Raw genomic sequence first — 26,138 nt, 5'->3', positions numbered from 1 at the left:
GGAACCGGCCGGAACTCCCGGGGCGCGCCCGCGGCCCGGCGGTGCCGTGTACCCGGCCGTCCGCCTGGCGCGAGTAAATCCTCGCTAGTCAGGGCCCCGATCCCGGGCGGGCCCGCGGCGAGGAAGGATCTGCCTCATGGAGAGCGTCCTGCTGGGTGCAGCGCTGCTGGTGACCCTGGTCGCTCTCGTCATCGTCATACTGTGGCGGCCCGGCGTGCCCGGGAAGGCGGCGGCGGAGATGGCCCGCGCGCAGAGCGAGGCCGACGGGATCCGGAGCCGGGCCAAGCAGGAGGCCCGGGAGGCGCGCGAGCAGGCCGAGGCGCAGGCGGACCGGATCGCCGCGTCGGCGCGCGCGGACGCCGAGGAGGAGGCCCGGGCCCTCCGGGACGACCTGCGGACCGCCAGGGAGGATCTGGAGCGCAGGGAGACCCGGCTCGCGGAGCGGGAGCAGCGCCTGGACGGCGAGATGCGCCGGCTCCAGGAGTGGGCGGACCGGCTCGCCGAGACCAAGCGGTCCCTGGAGGCGCGCAAGAAGGAGCTCGCCGAGGTCGAGGACGAGCGCCGCAAGGTGCTGGAGCGCGCGGCCGGCCTGACCGCCGAGCAGGCCAAGGGCGAGCTCGTCGCGGCGATCGAGAACCAGGCCAAGCGGGAGGCCATCCCGATCACCCGGGAGATCGAGAACGCGGCGCGGGCGGAGGGCGACAAGCGCGCCCGCAAGATCGTGACGCTGGCGATCCAGCGGGTGGCCAGCGAGCAGACCGCCGAGTCGGTCGTGTCGGTGCTGCACCTGCCGAGCGACGAGATGAAGGGCCGGATCATCGGGCGCGAGGGCCGCAACATCCGCGCGTTCGAGACCACCACCGGCGTGAACCTCATCATCGACGACACGCCGGAGGCCGTGCTGCTGAGCTGCTTCGACCCGGTGCGCAGGGAGGTCGGGCGGCTGACCCTGGAGAAGCTCGTGCTGGACGGGCGGATCCACCCGCAGCGGATCGAGGAGGTCTACGACCGCAGCCGGAGCGACGTCGAGCAGCGGTGCGTGCGGGCCGGCGAGGACGCGCTCGTGGAGGTCGGCATCGCCGACATGCACCCGGAGCTGATCGCGCTGCTCGGCCGGCTGCGGTACCGGACGTCCTACGGGCAGAACGTGCTGAAGCACCTCATCGAATCCGCGCACATCGCCGGGATCATGGCGAGCGAGCTGCGGCTGCCGGTGGAGGTCGCCAAGCGGTGCACGCTGCTGCACGACATCGGCAAGGCGCTCACGCACGAGGTGGAGGGCAGCCACGCGCTCATCGGGGCGGAGATAGCGCGCCGGTACGGCGAGGACGAGGACGTGGTGCACGCGATCGAGGCGCACCACAACGAGGTCGAGGTCCGCACGGTGGAGGCCGTGCTCACGCAGGCGGCGGACGCGGTGAGCGGCAGCCGCCCGGGGGCGCGCCGGGAGTCGCTGGAGGCCTACGTCAAGCGGCTCGAGCGGCTGGAGCAGATCGCCCGGGAGAAGCACGAGGGCGTCGAGAAGGTCTTCGCGATGCAGGCGGGCCGGGAGATCCGGGTGATGGTGAAGCCGGACTCGGTGGACGACATCCAGGCGCAGGTCATCGCCCGCGACATCGCCAAGCAGGTGGAGGACGAGCTGACCTATCCCGGGCAGATCCGGGTGACCGTGGTCCGCGAGTCCCGGGCGATCGAGTTCGCGCGCTGACCGGTGTGATCGTTCTCGTTGTGCGGGGGCGTGGAGATCGGTAGTTTTGCGCGATGCGCAATCGGTGGATGCGGTGGACGGCCGCGGGCGGCGCCTGCGCCGGCATCGTCGCGGCGGGGGCCGCGACGGTTTGGTACACGGAGGGCGACGCCCAGGGGCGCACGGTGGCCGACACGTCCGCGAGCATGCGGATCAGCGCGGCCGACGCCGGCGACGCGTCCCGCTACTGGACGGCGAAGCGGATGGCCGCGGCGACGCCCATCGACCGGCCGGGCGGCGCGGCGTCAGGGCGGACGCTGACCGCGCAGTCGATCCCGCAGTCCAAGGCGTTCGGCGGCGTGCCGACGATCGGCGCGCTGTTCTTCAACAACGGCCAGGGCGACCACTTCTGCACGGCGAGCGTCGTGCAGAGCTCGTCGCAGCGGCTGCTGATCACCGCCGCGCACTGCATCCACGGCGGCAAGGGCAAGCAGTACGCGACGAAGGTGGCGTTCGTCCCGAAGTACGACCAGGGCAAGCGCCCCTACGGCACGTGGACGGCCAAGATGCTGCTGGTCGACCAGCGCTGGATCACCAGCACCGACCCCGACCTGGACTTCGGGTTCATCGCGCTGAACGACCGGAGCGGCAAGACGATCCAGAAGGCGGTCGGCTACAACCGGCTCGCGATCAACCAGGGCGTCGGGAAGACGGTGAACGTGGCCGGCTACCCGAAGATCACCTTCGACCCGCGCGACCGGCCGATCTACTGCCGGACGACGACGGCGCGGCAGTCCACGTACCAGATCCGGATGGACTGCACCGGCTTCTACGGCGGCACGAGCGGCAGCCCGTGGCTGCTGAACTACAGCTACACGACGCAGAAGGGCGACATCAACGGCGTCATCGGCGGCTACCACGGCGGCGGCTGGACGGCGGACCGGTCGTTCTCGGCGTACTTCGACAAGGACGTCTACAACCTGCGCGCCGCCGCCGACAAGCGCGCCGCCTGACCCGCGCCCGCCTGACCCGCACTCGCTTGGCCTGCGCCCGTCCGGGCCGTGGCCCGAAGGGCCGGTGCCGTCCGCCGAGGCCCGGAGGCCGCCGGCGGACGGGACGGGGGGCTCAAGCCACCGTCAGGTCGATGGGAGCGACATCCCGCGGCTCGAACCCGAGGGTCTGGCCATAGAACGCCAGCTCGGCCTCCAGGCACCTGATGACGGTGTCGGCGCGGCGGAAGCCGTGCGACTCGCCCTCGAACGTCAGGTAGGCGTACGGCATCTTCTTGGCGGCCAGCGCGACCGCGAACCGCTCGGACTGGTCCGGCGGCACCACGGGGTCGTTGAGGCCCTGCAGGAGCAGCACGGGGCACGCCGTCCGGTCGGCCCGGTTGAGCGGCGAGCGCTCCTCGTAGGCCCGCTCGAAGCCGGGCAGCGGGCCGATCAGCCCGAACAGGTAGTGCGACTCGAAGTCGTGCGTGGCCGCGGCGAAGCTCTGCAGGTCGCTGATCCCGAAGTAGGACGTGGCGGCCTTGAACAGGTCGGTCTGGGTGGCGGCGGCGAGCGTCGTCCAGCCGCCCGCGGAGCCGCCGCGGATGGCGAGCCGCGCCGGGTCCGCTATGCCGCCGTCGACGAGCGCCTGGGCGGCGGCCATGGCGTCCTCGACGTCCACCACGCCCCACTGGCGGCGCAGCCGCTCGCGGTAGGCGCGCCCGTACCCGGTGGATCCGCCGTAGTTGACGTCGATGACGCCGATACCGCGGCTGGTGAAGTAGCACCGCTCCAGGTCGAGGTCCTTGGAGACGCGGCCGGTCGGGCCGCCGTGCACGAACACCACGTAGGGCGGCAGCTCGCCTTCCGGTGCGGCGGCCTCCGGGTTGGTCGGCGGGAACACGTAGGCGTGGACGGGCCGTCCGAACGGGCCTTCGAGGCGCTCGGTGCGCGGCTTGGACAGGTACGCCACGTCGGGCAGTTCGGCGAGCTCGCGGCGCAGGCCCTCGACGCGGCTCGTGGTGGTGTCGACGCGGACCACCGACGTCGGCAGGTCCGGGCCGCCCGCGATGCCGACGATCGTGGTGCCGTCGGCGGACAGCTGCGGGTGCCAGTCCTCGTAGGGCACTTCCAGGTCGACGAGGTCGAGCGTCTCGGGGTCGTAGATGCCGAGGCGCATGTCGCCCTCGCCGTGCAGGACGGCGAGGCGCCCGTCGCCCAGCAGCGCGTACGGCATGCCGCCGAGCTGCCAGAGCGCCCCGGTGAACTCCTCCTCGGCCGGGTACAGCGCCTGCGGGGACTCGCCGTGCAGGCCGACCTGGTAGATGTTCCACCAGCCGGGCCAGTCGGAGATGACGTAGAGGGACTCGTCGTCGCGCCACAGCGGCGCGACGGCGGACTCGGTGAGGCCGCCCTTGACGGTGCGGGGCGCGACCGTGGTGCCGTCCTCGATGGCCGCCACGCGCAGCTCCGTGCCGTCCCACGGCATGCGGGGGTGGTTCCACTGCACCCAGGCGAGGTGCCCGCCGCTCGGCGACGGCGCAGGCGACGCGTAGAAGTGCGCGCCGGTCACGAGCTCGCGGATGGCCCCGGCGTCGTCGGCGGCGCTGCCGTCCAGGGGGACGGCGACGATCGCGCGGCGGATCCCGGCGGCGGTGTCCCCGCCCTCGGGCGGCTCGGCGATGTGCCCCTCGCACACGCACCAGATCTCGGTGCCGTCGGGGGACAGCACGTAGTCGGCGTAGCGCAGCCCCGCCGGGACGGCCGGCTCGGGCGTGAGCGGGTACGGCTTGGGGTCGCCCTCGTCCAGCCGGTGGAGGCGCTGGTCCTCGTAGTTGGAGAACACCAGGGACACGCCGTCGGCGGTGCGGACCGGCAGGTACGACCGCCCGCCGTACTCGTGCACGCGGGTACGGGCGTCCCAGGGGGCCTGGAGGACCTCGGTACGGTGACCGCCTTTCAGATGGATGACCGTCGTACGCCCGCCCTCCTCGGGACGGGTCTCCTGCCACCACACGTCATCACCCGCGACGGTGGGGAAACTGAGGCGCAGCCGGGCGCGGGCCACATCGGCCGCGGAGATGGGGGAAGGCCAGGAGCCGTAGGGGAGGGTCGCACGAGCGGTCATACCAGGAATCGTCCCGCATACGGGGATCGGTTGGGGCCATGACGGGCGCTTTGACTTCGGAAAGATATGTGCCGGTCACGGGTGATCGGCGGCGTTCCGCGGTACGCGCGGCGGAGGGCGGGAAAGCGGAGGGCGCCACCGGTGGCCGGTGGCGCCCCGCGAGGCCGCCGGGAGCGGTCGGGCCCGCTCCCGGCGCAGGTCAGATCGCGCCGGATCCCATCTCGCCGGCGGTCACGTCCTTGACCGACATCCCGGGCGCGGCCGCGGGCGCCCCGGCGCCGAGCGTCGTCCCGCCGGTCTTGCGGTTGCGGCGGCCGCGGCCCTCGAGCCACGTCGCGAACCGGCTCACCGCCATGTTGATCGCGATGTAGATGATCGCGATGACGATCCCGGCCTGGATCTTGTTGTTGTGGTAGTTCGCCGGGATCAGGTTGAAGCCCGCGTTGAGCAGCTCGCTGTAGGCGATGATGAACCCGAGCGCGGTGTCCTTGAGCAGGACGACGAGCTGGCTCACGATCGCCGGCATCATCACCCGGATGGCCTGCGGCAGCAGCACCAGCCGCATGACGCCGTTCTTGCGCAGCCCGATGGAGTAGGCGGCCTCCGCCTGCCCCTTCGGGATGGACAGCACGCCCGCCCGCACGACCTCCGCCAGCACCGAGCCGTTGTACAGCACCAGGCCGAACACGACCGCGGCGAACGCCGGCACGATGATCGTCCCGGCGTTGATCTCCACGCCGAACAGCGAGAAGAAGTCGTCCACCAGCACCCGCTGCAGGGTGCCGAACTGCGAGTCGGCGATCGACGGGCTGATCTTGTTCGGCACGAAGAACATCAGGAAGATCAGGATCAGCAGCGGGATCGCCCGGAAGAACTCGACCACCGCGCCCGCCGGGATCCGGATCCACCGGTGGTCCGACAGCCGGCCGAGGCCGAACACGATCCCGAACAGCATCGCCAGCACCGCGGCGACCGCGGCGGCCTTCAGCGTGTTGCCGAGGCCGGGAAGGATCAGCTCCTTCCAGACCGTCCACTTCACGAACGGGCTCCACAGCTCGCCCGCGAACTGGCCCTTGTCGTTGAAGCGCCAGATCAGGGCGGCGAAGATCGCCAGGAGGACGACCGCCGACACGACGGTCATCACCCGGTTGCGCGCCTGCGCCCGCGGGCCGGGGGCGTCGAAGAGGACCGTCGCTTCCTTGCTCATCGCGCCACCGCCATCCGCTTGGCCAGCCAGCCGAAGAAGAACCCGGTCGGCAGGATGAGGATCATGAAGCCGACGGCCACCCCGATGAACAGCGGGATCGCGCCGCCGGTGAAGGTCGGCGCGTCCAGCAGCGTCTTGCTCACCAGCGCCACCTCGGCGTAGCTGGCCGCCGCCGCGACCGTCGTGTTCTTGATCATCGCGATGAGGATGCTGCCCATCGGCGCGATCACCGAGCGGAACGCCTGCGGCAGGATGATCATCCGCAGCGACTGGGTGAAGGTCAGCCCGATCGACCGCGCCGCCTCGGCCTGGCCGAGCGGCACCGTGTTGATGCCCGAGCGCAGCGTCTCGCAGACGAACGCGCCGGTGTAGCCCGACAGGCCCAGGACCGCCCACCAGTAGTACGTCGTCGAGGAGTTCGACGAGAACGTCAGGTGCAGCGTGTCGTTGAGCCCCTGGGCGCACAGCAGCAGCACCAGGGTCAGGGGGGTGTTGCGGACGATGTTGACGTAGCCCGCGCCGAAGGACCGCAGCACCGGCACCGGGGAGACCCGGAAGCTCGCGAGGAGCGTGCCGATGATCAGCGACAGGACCGCCGACGCCGCGGCCAGGCGGATCGTCGCCCAGAACCCCTGGAGGATCTCGTCGAAGTGGTCGAAGAAGGCGCTGAAGTCAAACATTGCTTAGCTGTTCCATAGCGTTCCAGCCGGTCGAGTCCACGCCGGTGCCTCCCCGGGGAGCGCGTCCCCGGGGAGGCACCGGCCGAGGGGGAGCCTCAGCCTGGGATCAGGCGCAGCCTTCCATCTGCGGGACGGTCGTGTTGAGCTTCAGGCCCGTGCCCGTGAAGTTCTTCTCCAGGTAGGTCTTGGCGCTGCCGTCCTGGTACATCTTCTGGATGGCGGCGTTGACGGCCTCGCAGGTCTCCTTGTCGCCCTTCTTGATGCCGACGCCGTACTTCTCGTCGGTGAAGGGGTCGTTGATGACCTTGAACTGGCCGGGCTGCTGCGCGGCGAAGCCGGCGAGGATCAGGTCGTCGGTGCTGACCGCGTCCAGCGCGCCCGACTTCAGCTTGCTGACGCAGTCGGAGTAGCTGTTCGCGTCGACCAGCGTGACGCCCTTGATGTTGAGCTTGCCGTCCGGCGGCGGCTCGGTGACGCGGCGGAAGGAGTTCGACCCGGCCGCGCGGCACAGCTTCTTGCCCTTGAGGTCCTGGGCCTTCTTGATGGAGGTGTTCTTGGCCTGGACCATCGTGTCCTGGTGCGCGACGTAGTAGGGGCCGCCGAAGGTGACCTGCTGCTTGCGCGCGTCGGTGATGGAGTAGGTCGCCACCACCAGGTCGACCTGGCCGCCGCCGAGGAACGACTCGCGGTTGGCGGAGGTCGTCTCCTTGAAGGTGATGCCGCTCTCGGGGACGCCGAGCTGCTTGGCGATGTACCGGGCGACGTCGACGTCGAAGCCGGCGAACGTGCCGTCCGGCTTCTTCAGCCCGAGGGCGGGCTGGTCGAACTTGATGCCGATCGTCAGCTTCTTGTCCTCTTTGGCCTTCTGGACGACCGTCTTCGCCTCGGTCTTCTCCTTGTCGCTGCCGCAGGCCGACACGGCCAGCGACAGGGCCAGGCCCGCGCCGATCAGAGCGCCGAAACGCTTGAATCGCATTACTCGTCACACCTCTGCTTCTCTGAGGAGCCCCGCGGCTCAGTGCGTGAGGATCTTGGAAAGGAAGTCCTTCGCGCGGTCCGTGCGCGCGTTGGTGAAGAACTCGTCGGGCGTGTTCTCCTCGACGATCTGGCCGTCGGCCATGAACACGACCTTCTGCGCGGCCCGGCGGGCGAAGCCCATCTCGTGGGTCACCACGATCATCGTCATGCCCTCCCTGGCGAGGCCGGTCATGACGTCGAGGACCTCGTTGACCATCTCGGGGTCGAGCGCCGAGGTGGGCTCGTCGAAGAGCATCACCTTCGGCTTCATGGCGAGGGAGCGGGCGATCGCGGCGCGCTGCTGCTGCCCGCCGGAGAGCTGGGCGGGGTACTTGGCCGCCTGGTTCGCGATGCCGACGCGCTCGAGGAGCTCCATCGCGTGCTTCTCCGACTCCTGCTTGCCCTGCTTGCGGACCTTCACCGGCCCCAGCGTGACGTTCTCGAGGATCGTCTTGTGGGCGAACAGGTTGAACGACTGGAACACCATCCCGACGTCCGCGCGGAGCCGTGCCAGCTCCTTGCCCTCCTTGGGCAGCTCCTTGCCGTCGACCAGGATCCGGCCCCCGTCGATGGGCTCCAGCCGGTTGATCGACCGGCACAGGGTCGACTTGCCGCCGCCCGACGGGCCGATGACGACGACGACCTCGCCGCGGTCCACGGTGAGGTTGATGTCCTTGAGCACGTGCAGCTCGCCGAAGTGCTTGTGGACGTGCTCGACCACGACGAGCGGTCCCGTGCCGGTTGCGGCGGCCTGCGTGATGGCGTCCTCCGGCCCTTGCCCCTTGGTCAGGTCGGGCCCGCCTTCGCTGTCCGTCATGCGGTCGGACTCTACGTCATGCGGTTGTACGCATTGGTCCCGTCGCGGTACCGATCCGATCACGACTGCGCAGTTCGGCGGGTGGATCGGGCGCCGCAGCGTGATCATCCGTGCCCGGCGCGCACCCTCCGGCGCGTACGCTTGGGGACTGTCATGAGTGCGCCTATGGAGACGAGCCCCCGCACGTACGAGATCCGTACCTACGGGTGCCAGATGAACGTCCACGACTCCGAGCGGCTGTCCGGCCTGCTGGAGGCGGCCGGCTACGTGCGCGCGGGCGAGGCGGAGCCCGACGTGGTGGTGTTCAACACCTGCGCGGTGCGGGAGAACGCCGACAACCGGCTCTACGGGAACCTGGGGCATCTGCGGCCCGTCAAGGACGGTCATCCGGGCATGCAGATCGCCGTGGGCGGCTGCCTGGCGCAGAAGGACCGCGACACGATCGTCAAGCGCGCCCCCTGGGTGGACGTGGTGTTCGGCACCCACAACATCGGGTCGCTGCCGGCGCTGCTGGAGCGGTCGCGGGTGCAGAGCGAGGCGCAGGTCGAGATCGAAGAGTCGCTGGTGACGTTCCCGTCGACGCTGCCGACGCGCCGCGAGTCCCCGTACGCCGCGTGGGTGTCGATCTCCGTCGGCTGCAACAACACCTGCACGTTCTGCATCGTCCCGTCGCTGCGCGGCAAGGAGAGGGACCGCCGGCCCGGCGAGATCCTCGCCGAGGTCGAGGCGCTGGTGGCCGAGGGCGTCCTGGAGATCACGCTCCTGGGCCAGAACGTGAACGCCTACGGCTCGGGCTTCGGGGCGCTGTCCGCCGCGCCGGACGAGGTGCGCGCGATGACCGCGGACGGGTCCTCCGCCTTCGCGGGCCTCCTGCGCGCGTGCGGGAACGTGGACGGCCTGGAGCGCGTCCGGTTCACCTCGCCGCACCCCAAGGACTTCACCGACGACGTGATCGCGGCGATGGCCGAGACGCCGAACGTCATGCCGTCGCTGCACATGCCGCTGCAGTCGGGGTCGGACGCGGTGCTGCGGGCGATGCGCCGGTCGTACCGGCAGGAGCGCTACCTCGGCATCATCGAGAAGGTCCGCGCCGCCATCCCGGACGCCGCGATCACCACCGACATCATCGTCGGCTTCCCGGGCGAGACCGAGGCCGACTTCGAGCAGACCCTGCACGTGGTGCGCGAGGCGCGCTTCTCCTCGGCGTTCACGTTCCAGTACTCCAAGCGCCCCGGGACGCCCGCCGCCACCATGGACGGGCAGCTGCCCAAGGAGGTCGTGCAGGAGCGGTACGAGCGGCTGATCGCGCTGCAGGAGGAGATCTCCTGGGCGGAGAACAAGAAGCAGCTCGGCCGCACGCTTGAGGTGCTCGTGGCCGAGGGCGAGGGGCGTAAGGACGAGGAGACCCGCCGCCTGTCGGGCCGCGCGCCCGACAACCGCCTGGTGCATTTCCAGGCGCCGGACGAGCCCGTCCGTCCCGGCGACATGGTCACCGTAGAGGTGACCTATGCGGCGCCTCACCACCTGGTGGCCGACAAGCCGGTCCAGAACGTCCGCCGTACGCGGGCGGGCGACGCGTGGGAGGCGCGCCAGGGCGAGGGCCCGAAGGGCGTCTCGCTGGGCATGCCGACCATCGGCCGCCCCGCGCCGAGCCAGGCCGCCGCGTCCGGATGCGCCGTCCCCGCCCCGACCCAGGCATGATCGTCCGGTGCTGATCTCGGCGGCGGTGTGCCCGCATCCGCCCATCCTCGTGCCCGCTCTCGCGGCGGGGGCCGCCCCGGAGCTGGACGGCCTGCGCGCGGCCTGCGACGAGGCCGTCGGCCGGCTCGGGGTGCGCGACGCGGACGCGCTGATCGTCGTCGGCGGGGCCGCGGAGACGCGCGCCTACGGCGCCGGCGCCTACGCGACCCTCCGCCCGTACGGGCTGGACTGGACGAGCCCGGTCGACCTGGCGGACGGATACGGCGGCGAGGCGCTGCCGCTGTCCCTCACCATCGGGTACTGGCTTCTCGAACGGCACGGCTTCGCCGCGGACGCGCGCTACCAGTCCGTCGCGTCCGACGCGGATCCGGACGCCTGCCTGCGGCTGGGCGCGGAACTCGCCGGGTCGGCGGCGCGGGTGGCGCTGCTGGTGATGGGCGACGGATCCGCGTGCCGGACGGAGAAGGCGCCCGGGTATCTCGACACGCGCGCGCAGGGCTACGACGAGGGCGTCGCGCGCGCTCTCGGCAAGGCCGACGCCGCCGCCCTCGCCGCGCTGGATCCCGGCGTCTCCGCGGAACTCCAGGCGGCCGGGCGCGCGGCGTGGCAGGTGCTCGCAGGCGCCGCCATGGCCATGGACGCCGAAGGCGCTCCGCCCGCCACGGCCGCGTCGGCGGCCGCTCTACTGGCGGACGAGGCGCCCTATGGAGTCGGCTACTTCGTCGCGAGCTGGTCTATGGAAGGCCTCAGGACGTCCTAGCGGGGCTCGTTCGGGCCGGCCTCGCCACCGGTACCGCCCTCGCTGCTGCGGTCGATGTAGTCGTTCCCCTTGTCCTGGACCTTGTCGACCTTGTCGGCGTACTTGCCGCCGGTCTTCTGGTCGAACATGTCCCCGGCCTTGTCCACGCCCTTCTTGGCCTGGTCGGAGTGCTGGCCCAGCATTTCCTTGACCTTGTCGACGAAGGACATCGCGATTCCCCCCGGATCCCTCGGCTCGGCGGCTCCCCGCGGCCTCGAGCGGCCTCGCGCGGAGCCCGTACAAGCAGGCCCATACCCAATCTGTTGCCACAATTGCAGGCGTGACCTCTCCAGATGTGATCGCGGTCGTGGGGGCGACGGCCGCGGGCAAGTCCGACCTCGCCGTGGAACTGGCGCTCCGCCTCGGCGGTGAGGCCGTCAACGCCGACTCGATGCAGCTCTACCGCGGCATGGACATCGGCACGGCGAAGCTGACGCCCGCCGAGATGCGCGGGGTCCCGCACCATCTGCTGGACGTCTGGGACGTCACCGAGACCGCGAGCGTCGCCGAGTACCAGCGGCTCAGCGCCGATGCGATCGCCGGGATCCGCGCCCGCGGGCGCCTCCCCGTCCTGGTCGGCGGGTCCGGCCTCTACGTGCGGGCCGCGCTGGACCGGATGGAGTTCCCCGGCACCGACCCGTCCGTCCGGGCGCGTCTCGAAGCCGAGTTGGAACGGGACGGGAGCGTCGCCCTGCACGCCCGCCTCCGCGAGCGGGACCCGGCGGCGGCCGAGGCGATCCTGCCGAGCAACGGCCGCCGGATCGTCCGCGCGCTGGAGGTCATCGAGATCTCCGGCCGCCCGTTCACCGCCACGCTGCCCGAGCACGCCTACCGCTACGGCTCCGTCGTCCAGGTGGGGCTGAGCGTCCCGCGCGAGCGGCTGGACGAGCGGATCGCGCTGCGCGTCGAGCGGATGTGGGACGCGGGGCTGGTGGACGAGGTCCGCGCCCTGGAGAAGCGGGGGCTGCGCGACGGCCTGACCGCCGGCCGCGCCCTCGGCTACGCGCAGGTCCTCCGGTTCCTCGCCGGGGAGTGGACGGAGGAGCGGGCCAAGGAGGAGACCGTCCGGACGACGCGGCGCTTCGCCCGCCGCCAGGAGTCGTGGTTCCGCCGCGACCCCCGCGTCCACTGGCTGCCCCACGACGCCCCCGACCTGCTGGAGCGGGCCCTCGGCCTGGTCGGATGAGCCGCCCGGCCGAGACCGTACGATCGGGGAATGCGGTTTGTTAAGGGGCACGGCACCGAGAACGACTTCGTGATCCTGCCCGACCCGGACGGCGCGCTGGACCTCACGGCGGAGGCGGTGGCCCGGCTGTGCGACCGGCGCGCCGGCATCGGGGCGGACGGCGTGCTGCGGGTCGTCCGGACGAAGGCGATGGACCTCGACGGCGCGGGACTCGACGACGCGGGGCTCGGCGAGGCGGAGTGGTTCATGGACTACCGCAACGCCGACGGCAGCATCGCCGAGATGTGCGGCAACGGCACCCGCGTGTTCGCCCGCTACCTCGTCGACGCGGGCCTCGCCGCCCCGGGCGAGTGGGACATCGCCACGCGGGCCGGGCTCAAGCGGGTGACGCTCGGCGCGTCCGGCGAGGTGAGCGTCGACATGGGCGCGCCCGTGGCGCTCGGCCCGGGGGAGGCCTCGATCGGCGGCGCCGTCTTCCGCGGCGAGCGCGTGTCCATGGGGAACCCGCACCTGGCGTGCCGCACCGACCGGCCCGTCGCCGCGCTGGACCTCTCCCGCGCCCCGGACTTCGACCCCGCGGTCTACCCGGACGGCGTGAACGTCGAGTTCTACCGCCCCATCGGGGACCGGCACCTGGAGATGCGCGTGTTCGAGCGGGGCTCCGGCGAGACCCGCTCCTGCGGCACCGGGACCGTGGCCGCCGCGGTGGCCGCCGCCGGCGGGACCGGGCCCGGCGAGTGGACCGTGGACGTCCCCGGCGGGCGGCTGACCGTCACCCTCGACGGCCGCACCAGCCACCTGCGCGGCCCGGCCGTCCTGGTCGCCGAGGGCGAGACCCGGCCCGGCTGGATCTGACGAACTCCGCCCTGACCAGGGCAGACGGTGCTTCCGTCGCGGTCCCGGATCGATCGGGACAAGTGTCCCTCCGCAACGGGACCGCGCACCGCGTAAGTTCTCTCTTGCACACCCTCTGGTGAATGGCCCGTATGGACCGGGATGGGAGCCCCGGCGCCGTACGGAGCCCGAGGGCCGGTGGCGACCTTCTTGGCGGGGGGCGGTCACCGGCCCTCCCACCAGGAGAGGCACGGGACGCAGCAGAGGCACGGGACGGCCGGCGGGGGACTCAGCCGCGGGCGCCGTTGACCGGCAGCCGCGCGCGGACCAGCGTCCCGCCCTTGGGACCGGGACCCACCGTGCAGGAGCCGCCGAGTTCCGCCGCGCGCTCGCGCATCGACGACATGCCGATCCCCGAACGCATCTGCGGGGGAAGCCCCACGCCGTCGTCGTCGACGGTCACGTGCAGATCGCCGTTCAGGTAAAGCCGCACCACCGCCGAGTCGGCCCTGGCGTGCCGGTGTACGTTCGTCAGGGCCTCCTGGACGATCCGGTACGCGGCGACCTCGGCGGCGGCGGGGAGCCGCTCCAGATCGCCTTCGACGTGGACGTCCACCCGGGGGCCGTCGCCCGTCGCGACGACGCCGCCGAGCGCCTGGATCGCGCCCGCGAGCCCGAGGTCGTCCAGCGCGGGCGGGCGCAGCCCGTACACCAGCTCGCGGATGTCGCCGATGGTGCGGCCCATCATCGTCCGCAGGTTCTCCAGCAGCGCGTCGGCGGCCTCGGGGTCGGTCTTCAGGGTGATGCGCGCCGCGTCCACCGTCATCGCGAGGCTGGCGAGCGTCGGGCCGAGGCCGTCGTGCAGGTCGCGGCGCAGGCGGCGGCGCTCCTCCTCCCGGGTGCGCAGGATGCGCTCGCGGGAGCGCGCCACGTCCGCGGTGAGCCGGGCGGCGTTCGCCAGCTCGGCGAGGTTGCGGGCCAGGATGCCGGACATCCGCGCGTCCGGCGGCCGGGAGACGCCGAACAGCAGCCGGCCCACCGGCTCGCCGTGCCACACCAGCGGGACGAGCTGCGGGCGGTCGCCGAGCACGCCGTCCTCCGCCGAGACCGTCCGGCCCTCGCGGTCCAGCACCTCGATCACGACGCCCGTGGCGTGCAGCGCCGAGCGGGCCACCTCGGCGGCGACCGCGAGCGCGGCGGCCGGGTCGACGGCGGTCTGGAGCCGCCGGTTCAGCCGGTCCGCGATCCGGTACGGGTCGCGCTCGCCGTGGATCAGCCCGTCCACGGCGCGCTGGAGCCGCCGCCGGACCGGCTCGAACACCGCGCCGGCGACGATCGCGCCCGCGAGCCCGGCGAGCGTCCCGTAGCCGTGCGCGAGCAGGCCGGCCGCCCCGACCAGCGCGAAGTACACGCCGGTGATCACCACGACCAGCCCGGCGTAGACCAGCGTCCGGCTGACCACGAGGTCGATGTCGTACAGCCGGTAGCGGCGGATGGCGATCCCGATGCAGATCGGCACGGCCGCGATGCTGAGGTCGCGCAGCGGGTCGCCGATCGCGCTGTTCTCCCCGACGAAGATCACGGCCTGCGCGATCACGCCGGGGTAGACGACCCACGCGATCTGCCGCCGCACGTCCGGAGCGGACCGGGCGAACCGGACCACCAGCGACAGCAGGCCCCCGGCGAGCGTCCCGAGGATCAGGACGCTGATCGGGACCGGGATCTCCTCGAACGGGTACACCGACACGCCGTTGTGGAACCGGCGGGCGCCCGGGTCGATCGTCAGGTGGACGCACACGACGACCGGTACCAGCCAGGCGAGCCACAGCACGGGCCGGAACCAGCGCGTCACCACCCGCCCGTCCGGGAAGATCAGCGGCAGGACCAGCGTGAGCGCGTAGGTGTCGACGGCCCACAGCCACGTGCCGAGCCACCGCAGGAACGCGGCCCCGGCCCAGCCGTGCAGCGTGAACCACGGCGCGAGGTTGAGGACCAGGACGTACACCGCCGCGCTGAACCCGGAGCCGAGCATCAGCCAGCCGACCCGCAGCCCGGCCCGCTTGCGCAGCAGCGCGGCGGCCACCGGCGTCCAGAACAGCGCGATGACGATCTCGGGGTGCCACCAGACCAGCCGCGTGCCGGCGGGCAGGCGGGTGCCGAGCAGGAGCGTCGCGGCGACGGCCAGGACCGCCGCCAGGGCGAGCGGGACCGCCGCGCGTGCCGCGTGCCCGCGGCCGTGCCCGGCGGTGTCCATGGCGGCTCCCCGAATCAAAAGTAATGGAATGTTAAAACGTCCGGCGCACCGTCCTGCACTGATGGCGGCGTCCGCCTCAGGACAGCGGGTCCGGCGCGCCGCGCGGCGGGGGCGCGCGTGCCGTGATGGTAGCCGCGGAACCCGGCACAGGGAACAGATGTCCCAGCTCAGGACACTCCGGACGGTCGCGGGCGCGAGGGAGCGGCTTCGCGCCGGCCCGCGCAGCGGCGTCCGGTAACGGAAACGGGAACCGTCGGCGTTTCTCCCACGCTTCGCGTGATCGATCCATGACAGTGTGTGATCGGCGCGTGCGGCGGGAGGAGGGACATGGCGGCGTTCCTGCTGCGGCGGCTCGCGAACTACGCGGTGCTCGCCGTGGCGGCCACGAGCCTGGCCTACCTGCTCGCCGCCGTCGCGCTCGACCCGCGGTCCAATTTCGACGACCGCGCGCCCCGCCCGCCCGAGTCGGTCGTGGACGCGCGCCTCACCCGCCTCAACCTGAACGACCGCACGGCGCTGGCCGTGCGGTACGGCACCTGGGCGGCGGGCGTCCTGCACGGCGACTTCGGCCGCACGTGGGAAGGACGGCCCGTCAACGCGGAACTGTGGCGACGGCTGGGAGTGAGCGTGCGGCTGCTGTCTCCGGGCGCGGTACTGGGGTCGGCCCTAGGGATCCTGCTCGGCGCCTACGCCGCGATACGGCAGGGACGTGCGGCGGACCGGTTCATCACGTTCGGCTCGTACCTGCTGCTGGCCGTGCCGGTGTTCGTGCTGGCCGTGCTGCTGCAGATCGTCGCGGCCAAGGCCAACGACGCGATGGGGATGCACCTGTTCGCCTGGGTGGGGGAGACCAGCCCAGGGGCGGCCTACGGACCGTTCGGCGCGCTCGGCGGACTGGCGGACCGCGCACGCCACCTGTTCCTTCCGACCGTCACCATCGCCATGACACAGATCGCCTTCTACAGCCGCTACCAGCGTGGCCTGATGCTGGACGTCCTGCACGCCGACTTCGTCCGGACGGCGAGGGCGAAAGGGCTGCGGCACCGCACGGCCCTGCTGCGCCACGGCCTGCGGACCGCGCTGATACCGATGACGACCTACTTCGCCTACTCGTTCGGGTTCCTGGTCCTGGGCGGCATGTTCTGCGAGCAGGCCTTCGGCTGGCACGGCATGGGCGAATGGCTGGTCGAGGCGATTTCGCGCGGCGACGTCAACGTGGTCGCGGCGATCAGCTGCCTCGCGGCGGGCGGCGTCCTGTCGGCGGGGCTGGCGTCGGACGTCCTGCACGGCGTCCTCGACCCGCGCGTCCGGTCCGGGGCCGCCGCGTGACCACCGGACTCGCCGCCCGCACGGCACCCGAGCAGCCGGCCGGCACGCCATCTCCCGCCGGACCGCCCCGGCTGCCCCGCCGCATCGCGCGCAACAGGCGGGCCGTCGCGGGACTCGTCCTGCTCGCGGCCCTGTTCGCGGTCGCGTTCTGCGGGCCGCTGCTGTCCCGCTGGGGCTGGGACGACACCGACTTCACCGCGTTCCGGCAGGGTCCGTCCGCGCGGCACTGGCTCGGCACCACGCAGAGCGGCCGGGACGTCCTCGCCCTCACCCTGCGCGGGACCCGCCGGTCGCTGGTCATCGGCCTGTCCGTGGCCGTGCTGTCGACCGGGCTCGCGGGGCTGGTCGGCACCGTCGCCGGGTTCGCCGGCGGCCGGCTCGACCGGATCCTGATGTGGGGCACCGACCTGCTGCTGGTCGTGCCGTCGTTCCTGCTCGTCGCCGTGCTGGCGCCGCTGCTCGGCGGCGGGGCGCTGGTGCCGCTGCTCGCGGCGGTGCTGTGGATGGTCGGCGCGCGGTCGGTGCGGGGCATGACGGTCTCGCTGCGCGAGCGCGAGTACGTGCTCGCCGCCCGCTTCCTCGGCGCGGGCCCGGCGCGGGTGATCGTCCGGCACGTGCTGCCGCAGCTGGCGTCGCTGCTGGTCGTGGACGCGAGCGTGAACGTCAGCGTCGCGGTCGTCGCCGAGAGCGGGCTGTCCTACCTCGGCTTCGGCGTGCGGCCGCCGGACGTCTCGCTCGGCACGCTGGTCGCCGCGGGGCAGGGCGCCGCGCCCGCCTGCCCGTGGCCGTTCGCGGCGGCCGCGACGATGCTCGTGCTGATCGTCCTGGCGGTGAACCTGCTCGGGGACGGGCTGCGCGACGTCCTGGACCCGGAGGCCGGCCCGCGGCGGGGCGACCGGTGACGCTCCTCGCGGTGCGGGACCTGACGGTCCGGTACGCGCCGGGCGTGCCCGCCGTCCGCGGCGTGGGCTTCGATGTCGGAGCGGGCGAGGTCCTCGGCGTCGTCGGCGAGTCGGGGTCGGGCAAGACGGCACTGGCGCTGGCGATGGTGGGGCTGCTGCCGCCGGACGCGCGCGTCACCGGCTCGGTCCGGCTGCGCGGCGAGGAGCTGGTCGGACGGTCCGACGCCGAGCTGTCCCGGATCCGCGGCAGGGACCTGGCGATGGTGTTCCAGGACCCGCTGTCCGCGCTGACGCCCGTCCACCCGGTCGGCGACCAGATCGCCGAGGCCGTCCGCGTCCACTCGGGCGCCACCCGGGCGGCGGCGCGGGCACGGGCCGTCGAGCTGCTCGACCTCGTGGGCATCCCCGGCGCGGCGCGGCGGGCCCGCGCCCACCCGCACGAGTTCTCCGGCGGGATGCGGCAGCGCGTGATGATCGCGATGGCGATCGCCAACGACCCGGTCGCGATCGTCGCGGACGAGCCGACGACGGCGCTGGACGTGACCGTGCAGGCGCAGGTCCTGGACGTGCTGAAGGCGGCGAAGGAGGCCACCGGCGCCGCGATCGTGCTGATCACCCACGACCTCGGCGTCGTCGCCGGGTTCGCCGACCGGATCATGGTGATGCACGCGGGCCGGGCGGTGGAGTCGGGGCCGGTGGAGGAGGTGTACCGGCGCCCGCGGATGCCGTACACGATCGGGTTGCTGCAGTCCCTGCCCCGGATGGGCGCGGCCGGGGCCGCCCGCCCGGTGCCGGTCGACGGGGCCTCGCCCGCGGCGCCGGCGGCGGGCGGCGGGTGCGCCTTCCGGCCGCGCTGCCCCGTCGCGGTGGACGCGTGCGGCGGCCGGGACCCGGAACCGGTCCTGGTCGGGCCGTCCGGGCACACGGCCGCGTGCGTCAACACCGAGGCGACCGCCGACCCGGACGCGGTGTTCCCGCTGCCCGACGCCGTGCCGCGGCCCGCGCGCCCGCCCCGGCGCGAGCGCCCCGTCGTCCTGGAGGTGGACGGCCTGGTCCGCCACCATCCGCTGTACCGGGGGACGCTGCTCAGGCGGCGCGCGGGCACCGTCCACGCCGTGGACGGCATCGGGTTCGACGTCCGGGAGGCCGAGACGCTCGCGCTCGTGGGGGAGTCGGGCTGCGGCAAGACGACGGCGCTGATGGAGATCCTGCGGCTGGCGCGCCCGCAGCGCGGAAGCGTCGCCGTGCTCGGGCAGGACACCGCCGCGCTGCGTCCGGCGCGCCGCAAGGCGCTGCGGCGCGACGTCCAGGTCGTCTTCCAGGACCCGTTCACGTCGCTCGATCCCCGGATGCGCGTCGCCGACATCATCGCCGAGCCGTTCGCGGCGCACGGCCTGCGGGCGCCGCGCGGGCGCGTCCGGGAACTGCTCGACCTGGTGGGGCTGGAGCCGGCCCATGCCGGGCGGTACCCGCACGGGCTGTCCGGTGGGCAGCGGCAGCGCGTCGGCATCGCGCGGGCGCTCGCGCTGGAGCCGCGGCTGCTGCTGCTGGACGAGCCCGTCGCGGCGCTGGACGTGTCGGTTCAGGCGGGCGTCATGGACCTGCTCGAAGGCCTGCGCAACCGCCTCGGCATCGCGTACCTGTTCGTGGCGCACGATCTGGCGGTCGTGCACCGCATCGCCGACCGCGTCGCCGTCATGTACATGGGACGCATCGTGGAGATCGGTTCCGTGGACGAGGTGTACGGACGGCCCGCCCACCCTTACACGCGCGCGCTGCTGGACGCGGTGCCGCTACCGGATCCGCGTCTGGAGCGCCGCAGACGACGCGTCCCGCTGCGGGGAGATCTCCCCGACCCCATGGCCCCGCCCGCGGGCTGCCGTTTCCGGTCGCGCTGCCCGCGGTACGCGGCCTTGGGCGCGGTGGACGCCCGCCGATGCGAAGAGCACGACCCCATGCCCCGCCCCATGAGCACCGACCGAGAAAGCGATCAATGGGCCGCCTGCCATCACCCCCTCGCCGAAGCCGGAGCCGGTTCGTGAAACGCCCCCTGGGCGCCCTCCTGCTCGCCGCCGCGACCGCGGTCGCCGCCGGATGCGGCGGCCCGGGCCCCGGAGAGGCGACGACCCGCGCGGCCGGCGGGCTGCCCGCGTCGGACGTCAACCCGACGCCGCGCGACCACGTCCGCAACGGCGGCACGCTCCGCTGGCCGCTCCCCGAGTTCCCGTCGCAGTGGAACTTCAACGACGTCAACGGGACGAAAGGCTCCGTCGAGCAGGTGATCCAGGGCGCGCTGCCCCACCTCATGCGCGCCGACGAGAAGGCCGTCCCGCACCCCGTGCCCGAGTACCTCCGCTCGGCGGAACTGCGGCGCAGCGGGCACGGCCAGGTCGTCACCTACCGGCTCAACCCCGACGCGCACTGGTCCGACGGCCGGCCCCTCAGCTATCGCGACTTCGCCGCGCAGGCGCGCGCGCTGTCCGGCCGCGACCCCCGCTACGAGGTCTCCACCGTCACCGGATACAAGGAGATCCAGCGCGTCGAGCAAGGCGCGGACCCTCAGACCGTCAAGGTGACCTTCGCTGGGACGTACGCGGACTGGCGGAGCCTGTTCAGCCCCCTCTATCCGGCGGTGGCCTACTCGACGCCCGCCGCGTTCAACACGGGCTGGATCGACCGCATGCCGGTCACCGCGGGCCCGTTCCGCCTCGAGAGGATCGACCAGACGGCCGAGACCGTCACGATGGTCCGCGATTCGGGCTGGTGGGGCCCGCCCGCCAAGCTCGACCGGATCGTCTACCGGGCGATGGACACCAGCGCGATGCCCGGCGCGTTCGCCGCCAACGAGATCGACCTGATGGACGTCGGCATGGACGCGGGCGCCCTGCGCCGCGCCGAGTCCGTCCCCGGGGCCGTCGTGCGCAGGGCCGGCGGCCCCGACTGGCGGCACTTCACGTTCAACGCCGCCGGGCCGATTCTGTCCGATCTGAGGGTCCGGCGCGCCATCATGCTCGGCATCGACCGCCGCGCCATCGCCCGCTCCGACCTGTCCGGGCTGGGCGTGCCGATCCAGACGCTCGGCAACCACTTCTACGTCAACACCCAGGACGGCTACCAGGACGACTCGGGGGACCTGGGCGGCTACGACCCGGCGGCCGCGCGGCGGCTCCTCGACCAGGCCGGCTGGACCCGGCACGGCCGGTACCGCGCGAAGGGCGGCCGGACGCTCGCGCTGCGGTTCGTCATCCCCTCCGGCGTCCCGATCAGCGAGCAGGAAGGGGAGCTCACGCGCGCGCTACTGCGGCGCGTAGGCGTCCGGGTGGACATCGACGCCGTCCCCGCCGACGACGTGTTCGACCACTACGTCACCCCCGGGAACTTCGACATCGTCCCGTTCTCCTGGTTGGGCACGTCGTTCCCTGTGTCGCCCATGAAAGCGGTCTTCGCGCGGCCGCACGGGGACCGCGTCCAGCAGAACTATTCGCGCACGGGAACGGCCGCCATCGACGCGGCCATGGACCGCGCGATCGCGGAGGTCGATCCTGCGAGGATTCACGTCCTTGTGAACGAGGCGGACCGGCTGGTCTGGCAGCAGGCCACCGTCCTGCCCCTCTACCAGCGTCCCCAGCTCGTCGCGGTGCGCGCCGACCTGGCCAACATCGGCGCCCGCGGCTTCTACGAACCCGGCTACCAGGACATCGGCTTCACGAGCCCGGGATGATCGCGGCTAGGGGAAGCCGATCTCGACGCCCTTGCGGTCGCTGGTGTAGCGGGCGTTCCACACGTACATCTTCAGGTCGCCGGCGGACAGCGCGTCCTTGACCGGCAGGTCCGTCGCGATCCGCACCAGGTAGGAGGCGCCCGCGGGCATCATCTGGTCGCCGTCGTCGTTGACCGGCGCCTTCGACCCGCCGAGCCGGGCGGTGATCTTGCTGTGGTTGGGCAGCGTGCACAGGTCGTCGGGGATGCCCGGCTGCGGCATGCAGCGGGACTGCGCGTCCGGGGGGACCTGCGACTTCGGCATGAACAGGTCCGCCGGGAAGTCCAGCAGGACGGGCCTGCGCTGGCTGTTGGTGAGGACGTAGTCGGCGTAGGCGTACGTCGTGCCGGACGGCGGCGCCTCGGTCGCGCCGAGCGGCTGCCGGTCCGTCCCGGCCTTCACCGCGGCGAGGCTGTAGCCGTAGCCCTCGGGGGTGGTGAAGTTGACGGGCGGCCCGGTCTTCGGCAGCGGGGCGGCGCTCTGCGACCCGGTCTCGCCCTGGCTGGCGAGCGACGGCCGGCCGGTGCCGCCCGCGTCGCCGGACGGCCGGAAGTAGACGATCCCGGCGGCGACGGCGGCGATGCCCACGACGCCCGTGACGGCGCCGGCGAGGCCGAGCCGGCCCGCGCCGCTCTTCCTTCTTCGGCGGTGTGAGTGGTAGCTGTTCGACACGTTCCTCGTGCTCCCTCGGGCCCGTTTCCTGCCCAGTAAGCGCGTCCTGCCTGCAGGGGCCAGTCACGATACAGGACGGCCGGAACCGTGGCGGCCGGGCCTCCCCGGCCGGGGAAGCGGCGGAACCACCTGGTCAGGACCTTACGAAGTGCGTCCGACAAGGGCGTCGCGGCCGAGCCCACGCAGCGAGGCGTCGAGCACCTGCGCGGTGTGCGCGACCGCGATGTGCGCGCCGCGGCGTTGCAGCGCGGTGGCGATCTGCATGGAGCAGCCGGGGTTGGCGGCGACGAGTAGTTCGGCTCCGGTGGCGTCCACGTTCACCGCCTTGCGGTCGCCCAACGCGGAGGCGGCCTCCGGCTGGAGGAGATTGTAGGTGCCGGCGGATCCGCAGCAGAGGTCCGGTTCGGCGATCTCGACGACGGTCAGCTCCGGGATGCCGCCCAGCAGGGCCCGCGGCTGGGCGCGGACGCCCTGCGCATGGGACAGATGGCACGCGTCGTGGTAGGCGAGCGTGACCGGAAGTGGCCGACGTTCCGCGCGGGGCCCGAGTTCCACGAGGAACTCGGCGAGGTCCCTGGTCTTGGCCGACAGCGCCTCGGCTCGGGCGGCCCAGGCCGGGTCGTCGGCGAGCAGCGCCCGGTACTCCTTCATCGCCGAGCCGCAGCCCGCCGAGTTCACCACGATGACGTCGGCGGACTCGAAGGTCTCGACCGTCCGGCGGGCGAAGGCGCGGGCCTCGTCCTCGCGGCCGGAGTGCAGCGACAGCGCCCCGCAGCAGCCCTGGTCCCGGGGGATGACCACGTCGCAGCCTTCAAGCGCGAGGACGCGCGCGGTGGCCGCGTTGACGCCGGGGAAGAACTCGCCCTGGACGCAGCCCGTCAGCATCCCGACCGTCGCGCGGCGCTTGCCGCGCGCGGCGACGAACTCGGGCAGGCGCGGCGCCTTGCCCAGGGGCGGCGCGAGCCGTTCCATCGCCGCGACGGACGGCGAGATGCGTTCCAGGACGCCGCTGCGCCGCACCAGCCGGTCCAGGCCCGATTTCTGGTAGGCGCGCAGTGGGCCGCGGAGCGCGCGCAGACGCCGCCTGTACGGGAACAGGCGGAAGATCGCCTCGCGTATGGCCCGCTCCTTGAGCGAACGGGGATGCTCGCGTTCCACCTCCGCCCGCGTCGTCTCGATGAGCCGGTCGTACTGCACGCCGGACGGGCACGCCGTCACGCACGCCATGCATCCGAGGCACTGGTCGAAGTGCTGCACCATCGGCGCGTTGAGGGGCGCGCCCTCGACGTGCTGCTGCATGAGGTGGATGCGTCCGCGCGGGGAGTCCATCTCCTCGCCCCACAGCACGTAGGTGGGGCAGGTCGGCAGGCAGAAACCGCAGTGCACGCAGTCCCCGAGGAGTTTCGGGAGGTCGTCCTGGGCGCTCATTCAGATTCCTCCCACGAAGCGGCCGGGGGACAGCCGATGATCGGGATCGAACTGGTCCTTCACCCGGCGCATCAACGAGAGGGCCGGAACCGGCCCCCACAGATCGATCTCACCGCGCACATCCTGCGGCGCGTAGCGGACGACGGCGCCGCCCTTGTGGCGGCCTAGGACGTCGCGCAGTGCGCCGAGCGTCGTGGCCACTTCCTCGGCCGCCATCCCGGAGGGGAGACCGATCTGTCCGTGTCCGCTGCCGCTCCATGTCATCGCCACGTCGTGCTGTAGGCCGTCGACAAGGCCGATGAGTTCGCGGAGGGACGGCGGTGGTGCGGTCACGTCGATGAGGGTGGTGCCGTCCGGGTACAGGCCCCAGCCGTCCGGCGCATCCTCGGTGACCCGGGCATCGCCACCGAGGAGCTTGACGAGCTGCCCAGCGCGCGCGGCGACACCGTCCGGAACGCCTTCCAGCAGCGCCGCGACCGTCCCAGGACCGATGTACTCGAGAGCACTCGGCGAGGTGGGGGAGTGCAGGACGGCTTGGACGGCTTCGTGTGCCTCTTCCGGGCCGCTCACCCGGCGCGTGACCCACGCCGTCGCGGCCGGCACCGGATGGAGGCGGAACGTCGCCTCCACGATGAGCCCGAGGGTCCCGTACGAGCCGGAGAACAGCCGCCCCAGGTCGTAGCCCGCGACGTTCTTGACGACCTTCCCGCCGGACCGTGCGATCTTCCCGTCCGCCCGCACGACCGTGAGTCCGATGACGAGGTTGCGCGGCGTCCCGAACAGCGTCCGGAGCGGGCCGGCGGCCCCGGTGGCGATCGTCCCGCCGACCGTGGAACCGGGCAGCGGGACGTCCAGGGACAGCCGCTGCCCCTTCTCCGCGAGCCTCTCCGCCAGCGTCTCCAGCGGCAGGCCGGCCTCCGCCGTGGCGACGAGGTCGCCGGAGGCGTGCTCGACCAGCCTGTCCAGCCGGTGGGTGTCCACGAGCAGGTCGCAGCGCTCCGGGGGAGTCCCCCAGTCCAGCCGCGTCTCGGCGCCGCGCGGGACCACGGACAGGCCCTGCTCGGCGGCGACGCGCATCACCTCCGCGGCCTCCGCGACCGACGACGGCGCCGCCACCAGCGCGGGCTGCACACCCAGCACGCCCTCCTCGGGCTCGCCGGCGCGGACGTCGTCGCAGACCTTCGCCAGAGCCTCCAACGGCCGCATCAGAAGATGTCCGCCTTTCCCTCGTACGGGTGCGGGCCCTTCCGCACGCCCGGGACCTCGCCGCACAGCCGCGGCGTGGGGAAGACCTTCCCCGGGTTGCACAGTCCCGCGGGATCGAACCCGCAGCGGACCATCTGCATCGTGTCCAGATCGGTGTCGGTGAACATCCGCGGCATGTAGCGGGACTTGTCGACGCCCACGCCGTGCTCGCCGGTGATGGACCCGCCGTGCTCGATGCACAGGTCGAGGATCGCGCCCGACACCTCCTCGGCGCGCTCCGCGGCGCCCGGCTCGGCGTCGTCGAACAGCACCAGCGGATGCAGGTTGCCGTCCCCGGCGTGGAACACGTTCGCGACCCGCACGCCCGACTCGGCCGACAGCGCGTCGATCCGCGCCAGCACCCGCGGCAGCGCCGTGCGCGGGATGACGCCGTCCTGCACGATGTAGGCGGGGCTGATCCGGCCGACCGCCGCGAACGCCGACTTGCGCCCCTTCCAGATCAGCGCGCGCTCCGCGTCGTCCGCCGCGATCCGGATCTCGAACGCGCCCGCGTCCCGGCACAGCCGCTCCACCTCGGCGAACTGCGCGGCGACCTCCGCGTCCGGGCCGTCCAGCTCCACGATCAGCACCGCGCCCGCGCCCGGCGGGTACTCGCAGCGCACCGCCGCCTCCGCCGCCTCGATCGACAGCGCGTCCATCATCTCGATCGCCGCCGGCACCATCCCCGCGCCGATGATCGCCGACACCGCTCTGCCGCCCGCCTCGATCGACTCGAACGCCGCGAGCAGCGTCTGCACCGTCTCCGGCACCCGCGTCAGCCGCACCGTGATCTTGGTGGTGATGCCGAGGGTGCCCTCCGCCCCGACGAACACGCCGAGCAGGTCGTAGCCGGGACCGTCCGCCGCCAGCTCCACCAGCTCGCCGTCCGGCGTCACGACCTCGCACGCGAGCACGTGGTGGGCGGTGAACCCGTACTTCAGGCAGTGCGCGCCGCCGGAGTTCTCCGCCACGTTCCCGCCGACCGAGCAGATCTGCTGGCTGGACGGGTCGGGCGCGAAGTAGTACCCGTACGGGCGGACGGCCCGCGTCACGTCCAGGTTGATCACGCCGGGCTCGACCACGGCCCGCTGCCCCGGGATGTCGATCTCCAGGATCCGCCGCATCCGGGACGTGACGATCAGCACCCCGTCCGCGCGGGGGAGCGCCCCGCCGGACAGGCCCGTCCCGGACCCGCGCGCCACGTAGGGGACGCCCGCGTCCGCGCACGCGCGCACGATCGCCGCGATCTCCTCGGCGGTGTCGGGCAGCACGACGATCCCGGGCGTCGAGCGGTGGTTGGTGAGGCCGTCGCACTCGTACGTGCGCAGCCGCACCGGGTCGGTGATCACCCGGTCGGGCCCGAGCAGCGCGTCCAGGCGCGGGCCCAGCGCCTCCAGTAGCGGTTCCACGCGGTCCCGGTCCGCCGCGGATGGGAACGGACCTGACCAGCGTCCCCGATCAGGAGCGCAGCGTGGCGGAGTGGTCGGGGACCTGGGTCTGCAT

Annotated in this window: 21 protein-coding genes; 10 read left to right on the top strand and 11 right to left on the bottom strand. The window is 72.7% G+C overall.

Going from position 1 to position 26,138, the window contains the following annotated elements; all coding sequences use genetic code 11:
- Positions 1 to 136: 136 nt before the first annotated feature.
- Both rny and AB0C78_RS29130 read left to right on the top strand, forming a co-directional pair.
- Entirely contained in the window at positions 137 to 1,708 is a 1,572-nt protein-coding gene (rny, locus tag AB0C78_RS29135; RefSeq protein ID WP_360753844.1) for a ribonuclease Y, read from the top strand.
- A 53-nt stretch (positions 1,709 to 1,761) separates the two neighbouring features.
- On the top strand, positions 1,762 to 2,700 hold the full coding sequence (locus AB0C78_RS29130; protein WP_360753841.1) for a trypsin-like serine protease: 939 nt from the start codon (positions 1,762 to 1,764) through the stop codon (positions 2,698 to 2,700).
- A 112-nt stretch (positions 2,701 to 2,812) separates the two neighbouring features.
- Here AB0C78_RS29130 and AB0C78_RS29125 read toward each other — a convergent pair whose 3' ends face one another.
- From AB0C78_RS29125 to AB0C78_RS29105, 5 genes are all read right to left on the bottom strand, one after another.
- Positions 2,813 to 4,804 (bottom strand): prolyl oligopeptidase family serine peptidase, encoded by a 1,992-nt coding sequence (locus AB0C78_RS29125; RefSeq protein WP_360753838.1) that lies wholly within the window; start codon positions 4,802 to 4,804, stop codon positions 2,813 to 2,815.
- A 199-nt stretch (positions 4,805 to 5,003) separates the two neighbouring features.
- Positions 5,004 to 6,011 carry an amino acid ABC transporter permease gene (locus AB0C78_RS29120; protein WP_360753836.1) on the bottom strand — a complete coding sequence of 336 codons (1,008 nt, stop codon included), beginning with the start codon at positions 6,009 to 6,011 and terminating at the stop codon, positions 5,004 to 5,006.
- The gene (locus AB0C78_RS29115) at positions 6,008 to 6,691 is read right to left on the bottom strand and encodes an amino acid ABC transporter permease (protein WP_360753833.1); all 684 of its coding nucleotides are present in this window, start codon (positions 6,689 to 6,691) and stop codon (positions 6,008 to 6,010) included. Before AB0C78_RS29115 ends, AB0C78_RS29120 begins: the two co-directional genes overlap by 4 nt.
- Before the next feature lie 106 nt (positions 6,692 to 6,797).
- Positions 6,798 to 7,667, bottom strand: a complete 870-nt coding sequence (locus tag AB0C78_RS29110) for a glutamate ABC transporter substrate-binding protein (protein ID WP_151538375.1) — start codon at positions 7,665 to 7,667, stop codon at positions 6,798 to 6,800.
- Positions 7,668 to 7,706: 39 nt separating this feature from the next.
- The gene (locus AB0C78_RS29105) at positions 7,707 to 8,429 is read right to left on the bottom strand and encodes an amino acid ABC transporter ATP-binding protein (protein ID WP_225991328.1); all 723 of its coding nucleotides are present in this window, start codon (positions 8,427 to 8,429) and stop codon (positions 7,707 to 7,709) included.
- A gap of 261 nt (positions 8,430 to 8,690) precedes the next feature.
- On the opposite strand from AB0C78_RS29105, the gene miaB reads away from it, so the two are divergent.
- Positions 8,691 to 10,226: a tRNA (N6-isopentenyl adenosine(37)-C2)-methylthiotransferase MiaB gene (gene miaB, locus AB0C78_RS29100; protein WP_360753829.1), complete on the top strand. Its 1,536-nt coding sequence runs from the start codon at positions 8,691 to 8,693 to the stop codon at positions 10,224 to 10,226.
- Positions 10,227 to 10,233: 7 nt separating this feature from the next.
- Positions 10,234 to 10,986 (top strand): hypothetical protein, encoded by a 753-nt coding sequence (locus AB0C78_RS29095; protein ID WP_360753827.1) that lies wholly within the window; start codon positions 10,234 to 10,236, stop codon positions 10,984 to 10,986.
- Here the strand turns inward: AB0C78_RS29095 and AB0C78_RS29090 are convergent.
- The gene (locus AB0C78_RS29090) at positions 10,983 to 11,195 is read right to left on the bottom strand and encodes an antitoxin (RefSeq protein ID WP_151538379.1); all 213 of its coding nucleotides are present in this window, start codon (positions 11,193 to 11,195) and stop codon (positions 10,983 to 10,985) included. The genes AB0C78_RS29095 and AB0C78_RS29090 overlap by 4 nt on opposite strands.
- A gap of 125 nt (positions 11,196 to 11,320) precedes the next feature.
- Here AB0C78_RS29090 and miaA point away from each other — a divergent pair, with 125 nt between their 5' ends.
- A complete protein-coding gene (gene miaA, locus AB0C78_RS29085) occupies positions 11,321 to 12,211 on the top strand; it encodes a tRNA (adenosine(37)-N6)-dimethylallyltransferase MiaA (RefSeq protein ID WP_360753951.1) in 891 nt (296 codons plus the stop codon).
- A gap of 30 nt (positions 12,212 to 12,241) precedes the next feature.
- A complete protein-coding gene (gene dapF / locus AB0C78_RS29080; protein ID WP_360753825.1) occupies positions 12,242 to 13,066 on the top strand; it encodes a diaminopimelate epimerase in 825 nt (274 codons plus the stop codon).
- 268 nt (positions 13,067 to 13,334) lie between these two features.
- On the opposite strand, the gene AB0C78_RS29075 is transcribed toward dapF, so the two are convergent.
- Entirely contained in the window at positions 13,335 to 15,299 is a 1,965-nt protein-coding gene (locus AB0C78_RS29075) for a sensor histidine kinase (RefSeq protein WP_360753822.1), read from the bottom strand.
- A gap of 327 nt (positions 15,300 to 15,626) precedes the next feature.
- On the opposite strand from AB0C78_RS29075, the gene AB0C78_RS29070 reads away from it, so the two are divergent.
- Genes AB0C78_RS29070 through AB0C78_RS29055 form a run of 4 tightly spaced genes read left to right on the top strand, consistent with a single transcriptional unit; the run spans position 15,627 to position 21,251 of the window.
- Entirely contained in the window at positions 15,627 to 16,628 is a 1,002-nt protein-coding gene (locus tag AB0C78_RS29070; RefSeq protein WP_360753820.1) for an ABC transporter permease, read from the top strand.
- Positions 16,625 to 17,530, top strand: coding sequence for an ABC transporter permease (locus tag AB0C78_RS29065; protein WP_360753817.1), 906 nt, complete (start codon positions 16,625 to 16,627; stop codon positions 17,528 to 17,530). The genes AB0C78_RS29070 and AB0C78_RS29065 overlap by 4 nt, the downstream gene beginning before the upstream one ends.
- On the top strand, positions 17,527 to 19,572 hold the full coding sequence (locus AB0C78_RS29060; RefSeq protein ID WP_360753815.1) for an ABC transporter ATP-binding protein: 2,046 nt from the start codon (positions 17,527 to 17,529) through the stop codon (positions 19,570 to 19,572). The genes AB0C78_RS29065 and AB0C78_RS29060 overlap by 4 nt, the downstream gene beginning before the upstream one ends.
- Positions 19,569 to 21,251 (top strand): ABC transporter family substrate-binding protein, encoded by a 1,683-nt coding sequence (locus tag AB0C78_RS29055; RefSeq protein WP_360753812.1) that lies wholly within the window; start codon positions 19,569 to 19,571, stop codon positions 21,249 to 21,251. The genes AB0C78_RS29060 and AB0C78_RS29055 overlap by 4 nt, the downstream gene beginning before the upstream one ends.
- A 6-nt stretch (positions 21,252 to 21,257) precedes the next feature.
- Here AB0C78_RS29055 and AB0C78_RS29050 read toward each other — a convergent pair whose 3' ends face one another.
- From AB0C78_RS29050 to AB0C78_RS29035, 4 genes are all read right to left on the bottom strand, one after another.
- On the bottom strand, positions 21,258 to 21,962 hold the full coding sequence (locus AB0C78_RS29050; protein WP_360753810.1) for a hypothetical protein: 705 nt from the start codon (positions 21,960 to 21,962) through the stop codon (positions 21,258 to 21,260).
- 141 nt (positions 21,963 to 22,103) lie between these two features.
- On the bottom strand, positions 22,104 to 23,390 hold the full coding sequence (locus AB0C78_RS29045) for a heterodisulfide reductase-related iron-sulfur binding cluster (RefSeq protein ID WP_360753807.1): 1,287 nt from the start codon (positions 23,388 to 23,390) through the stop codon (positions 22,104 to 22,106).
- On the bottom strand, positions 23,391 to 24,596 hold the full coding sequence (locus AB0C78_RS29040) for an FAD-binding oxidoreductase (RefSeq protein WP_360753804.1): 1,206 nt from the start codon (positions 24,594 to 24,596) through the stop codon (positions 23,391 to 23,393).
- A complete protein-coding gene (locus AB0C78_RS29035; RefSeq protein ID WP_360753801.1) occupies positions 24,596 to 26,044 on the bottom strand; it encodes an FAD-linked oxidase C-terminal domain-containing protein in 1,449 nt (482 codons plus the stop codon). The genes AB0C78_RS29040 and AB0C78_RS29035 overlap by 1 nt, the downstream gene beginning before the upstream one ends.
- Between the last annotated feature and the right edge of the window lie 94 nt (positions 26,045 to 26,138).

Source organism: Actinomadura sp. NPDC048394 (assembly GCF_040651755.1).
Classification (GTDB): Bacteria; Actinomycetota; Actinomycetes; order Streptosporangiales; family Streptosporangiaceae; genus Spirillospora; species Spirillospora montaniterrae.
This window is presented reverse-complemented; position numbering and strand designations above follow the sequence as displayed.

Coding starts and splice junctions, on each gene's coding strand:
- rny (WP_360753844.1), top strand. CDS start 137: ATGGAGAGCGTCCTGCTGGGTGCAGCGCTGCTGGTGACCCTGGTCGCT.
- AB0C78_RS29130 (WP_360753841.1), top strand. CDS start 1,762: ATGCGCAATCGGTGGATGCGGTGGACGGCCGCGGGCGGCGCCTGCGCC.
- AB0C78_RS29125 (WP_360753838.1), bottom strand. CDS start 4,804: ATGACCGCTCGTGCGACCCTCCCCTACGGCTCCTGGCCTTCCCCCATC.
- AB0C78_RS29120 (WP_360753836.1), bottom strand. CDS start 6,011: ATGAGCAAGGAAGCGACGGTCCTCTTCGACGCCCCCGGCCCGCGGGCG.
- AB0C78_RS29115 (WP_360753833.1), bottom strand. CDS start 6,691: ATGTTTGACTTCAGCGCCTTCTTCGACCACTTCGACGAGATCCTCCAG.
- AB0C78_RS29110 (WP_151538375.1), bottom strand. CDS start 7,667: ATGCGATTCAAGCGTTTCGGCGCTCTGATCGGCGCGGGCCTGGCCCTG.
- miaB (WP_360753829.1), top strand. CDS start 8,691: ATGGAGACGAGCCCCCGCACGTACGAGATCCGTACCTACGGGTGCCAG.
- AB0C78_RS29090 (WP_151538379.1), bottom strand. CDS start 11,195: ATGTCCTTCGTCGACAAGGTCAAGGAAATGCTGGGCCAGCACTCCGAC.
- dapF (WP_360753825.1), top strand. CDS start 12,242: ATGCGGTTTGTTAAGGGGCACGGCACCGAGAACGACTTCGTGATCCTG.
- AB0C78_RS29075 (WP_360753822.1), bottom strand. CDS start 15,299: ATGGACACCGCCGGGCACGGCCGCGGGCACGCGGCACGCGCGGCGGTC.
- AB0C78_RS29070 (WP_360753820.1), top strand. CDS start 15,627: ATGGCGGCGTTCCTGCTGCGGCGGCTCGCGAACTACGCGGTGCTCGCC.
- AB0C78_RS29045 (WP_360753807.1), bottom strand. CDS start 23,390: ATGAGCGCCCAGGACGACCTCCCGAAACTCCTCGGGGACTGCGTGCAC.
- AB0C78_RS29040 (WP_360753804.1), bottom strand. CDS start 24,596: ATGCGGCCGTTGGAGGCTCTGGCGAAGGTCTGCGACGACGTCCGCGCC.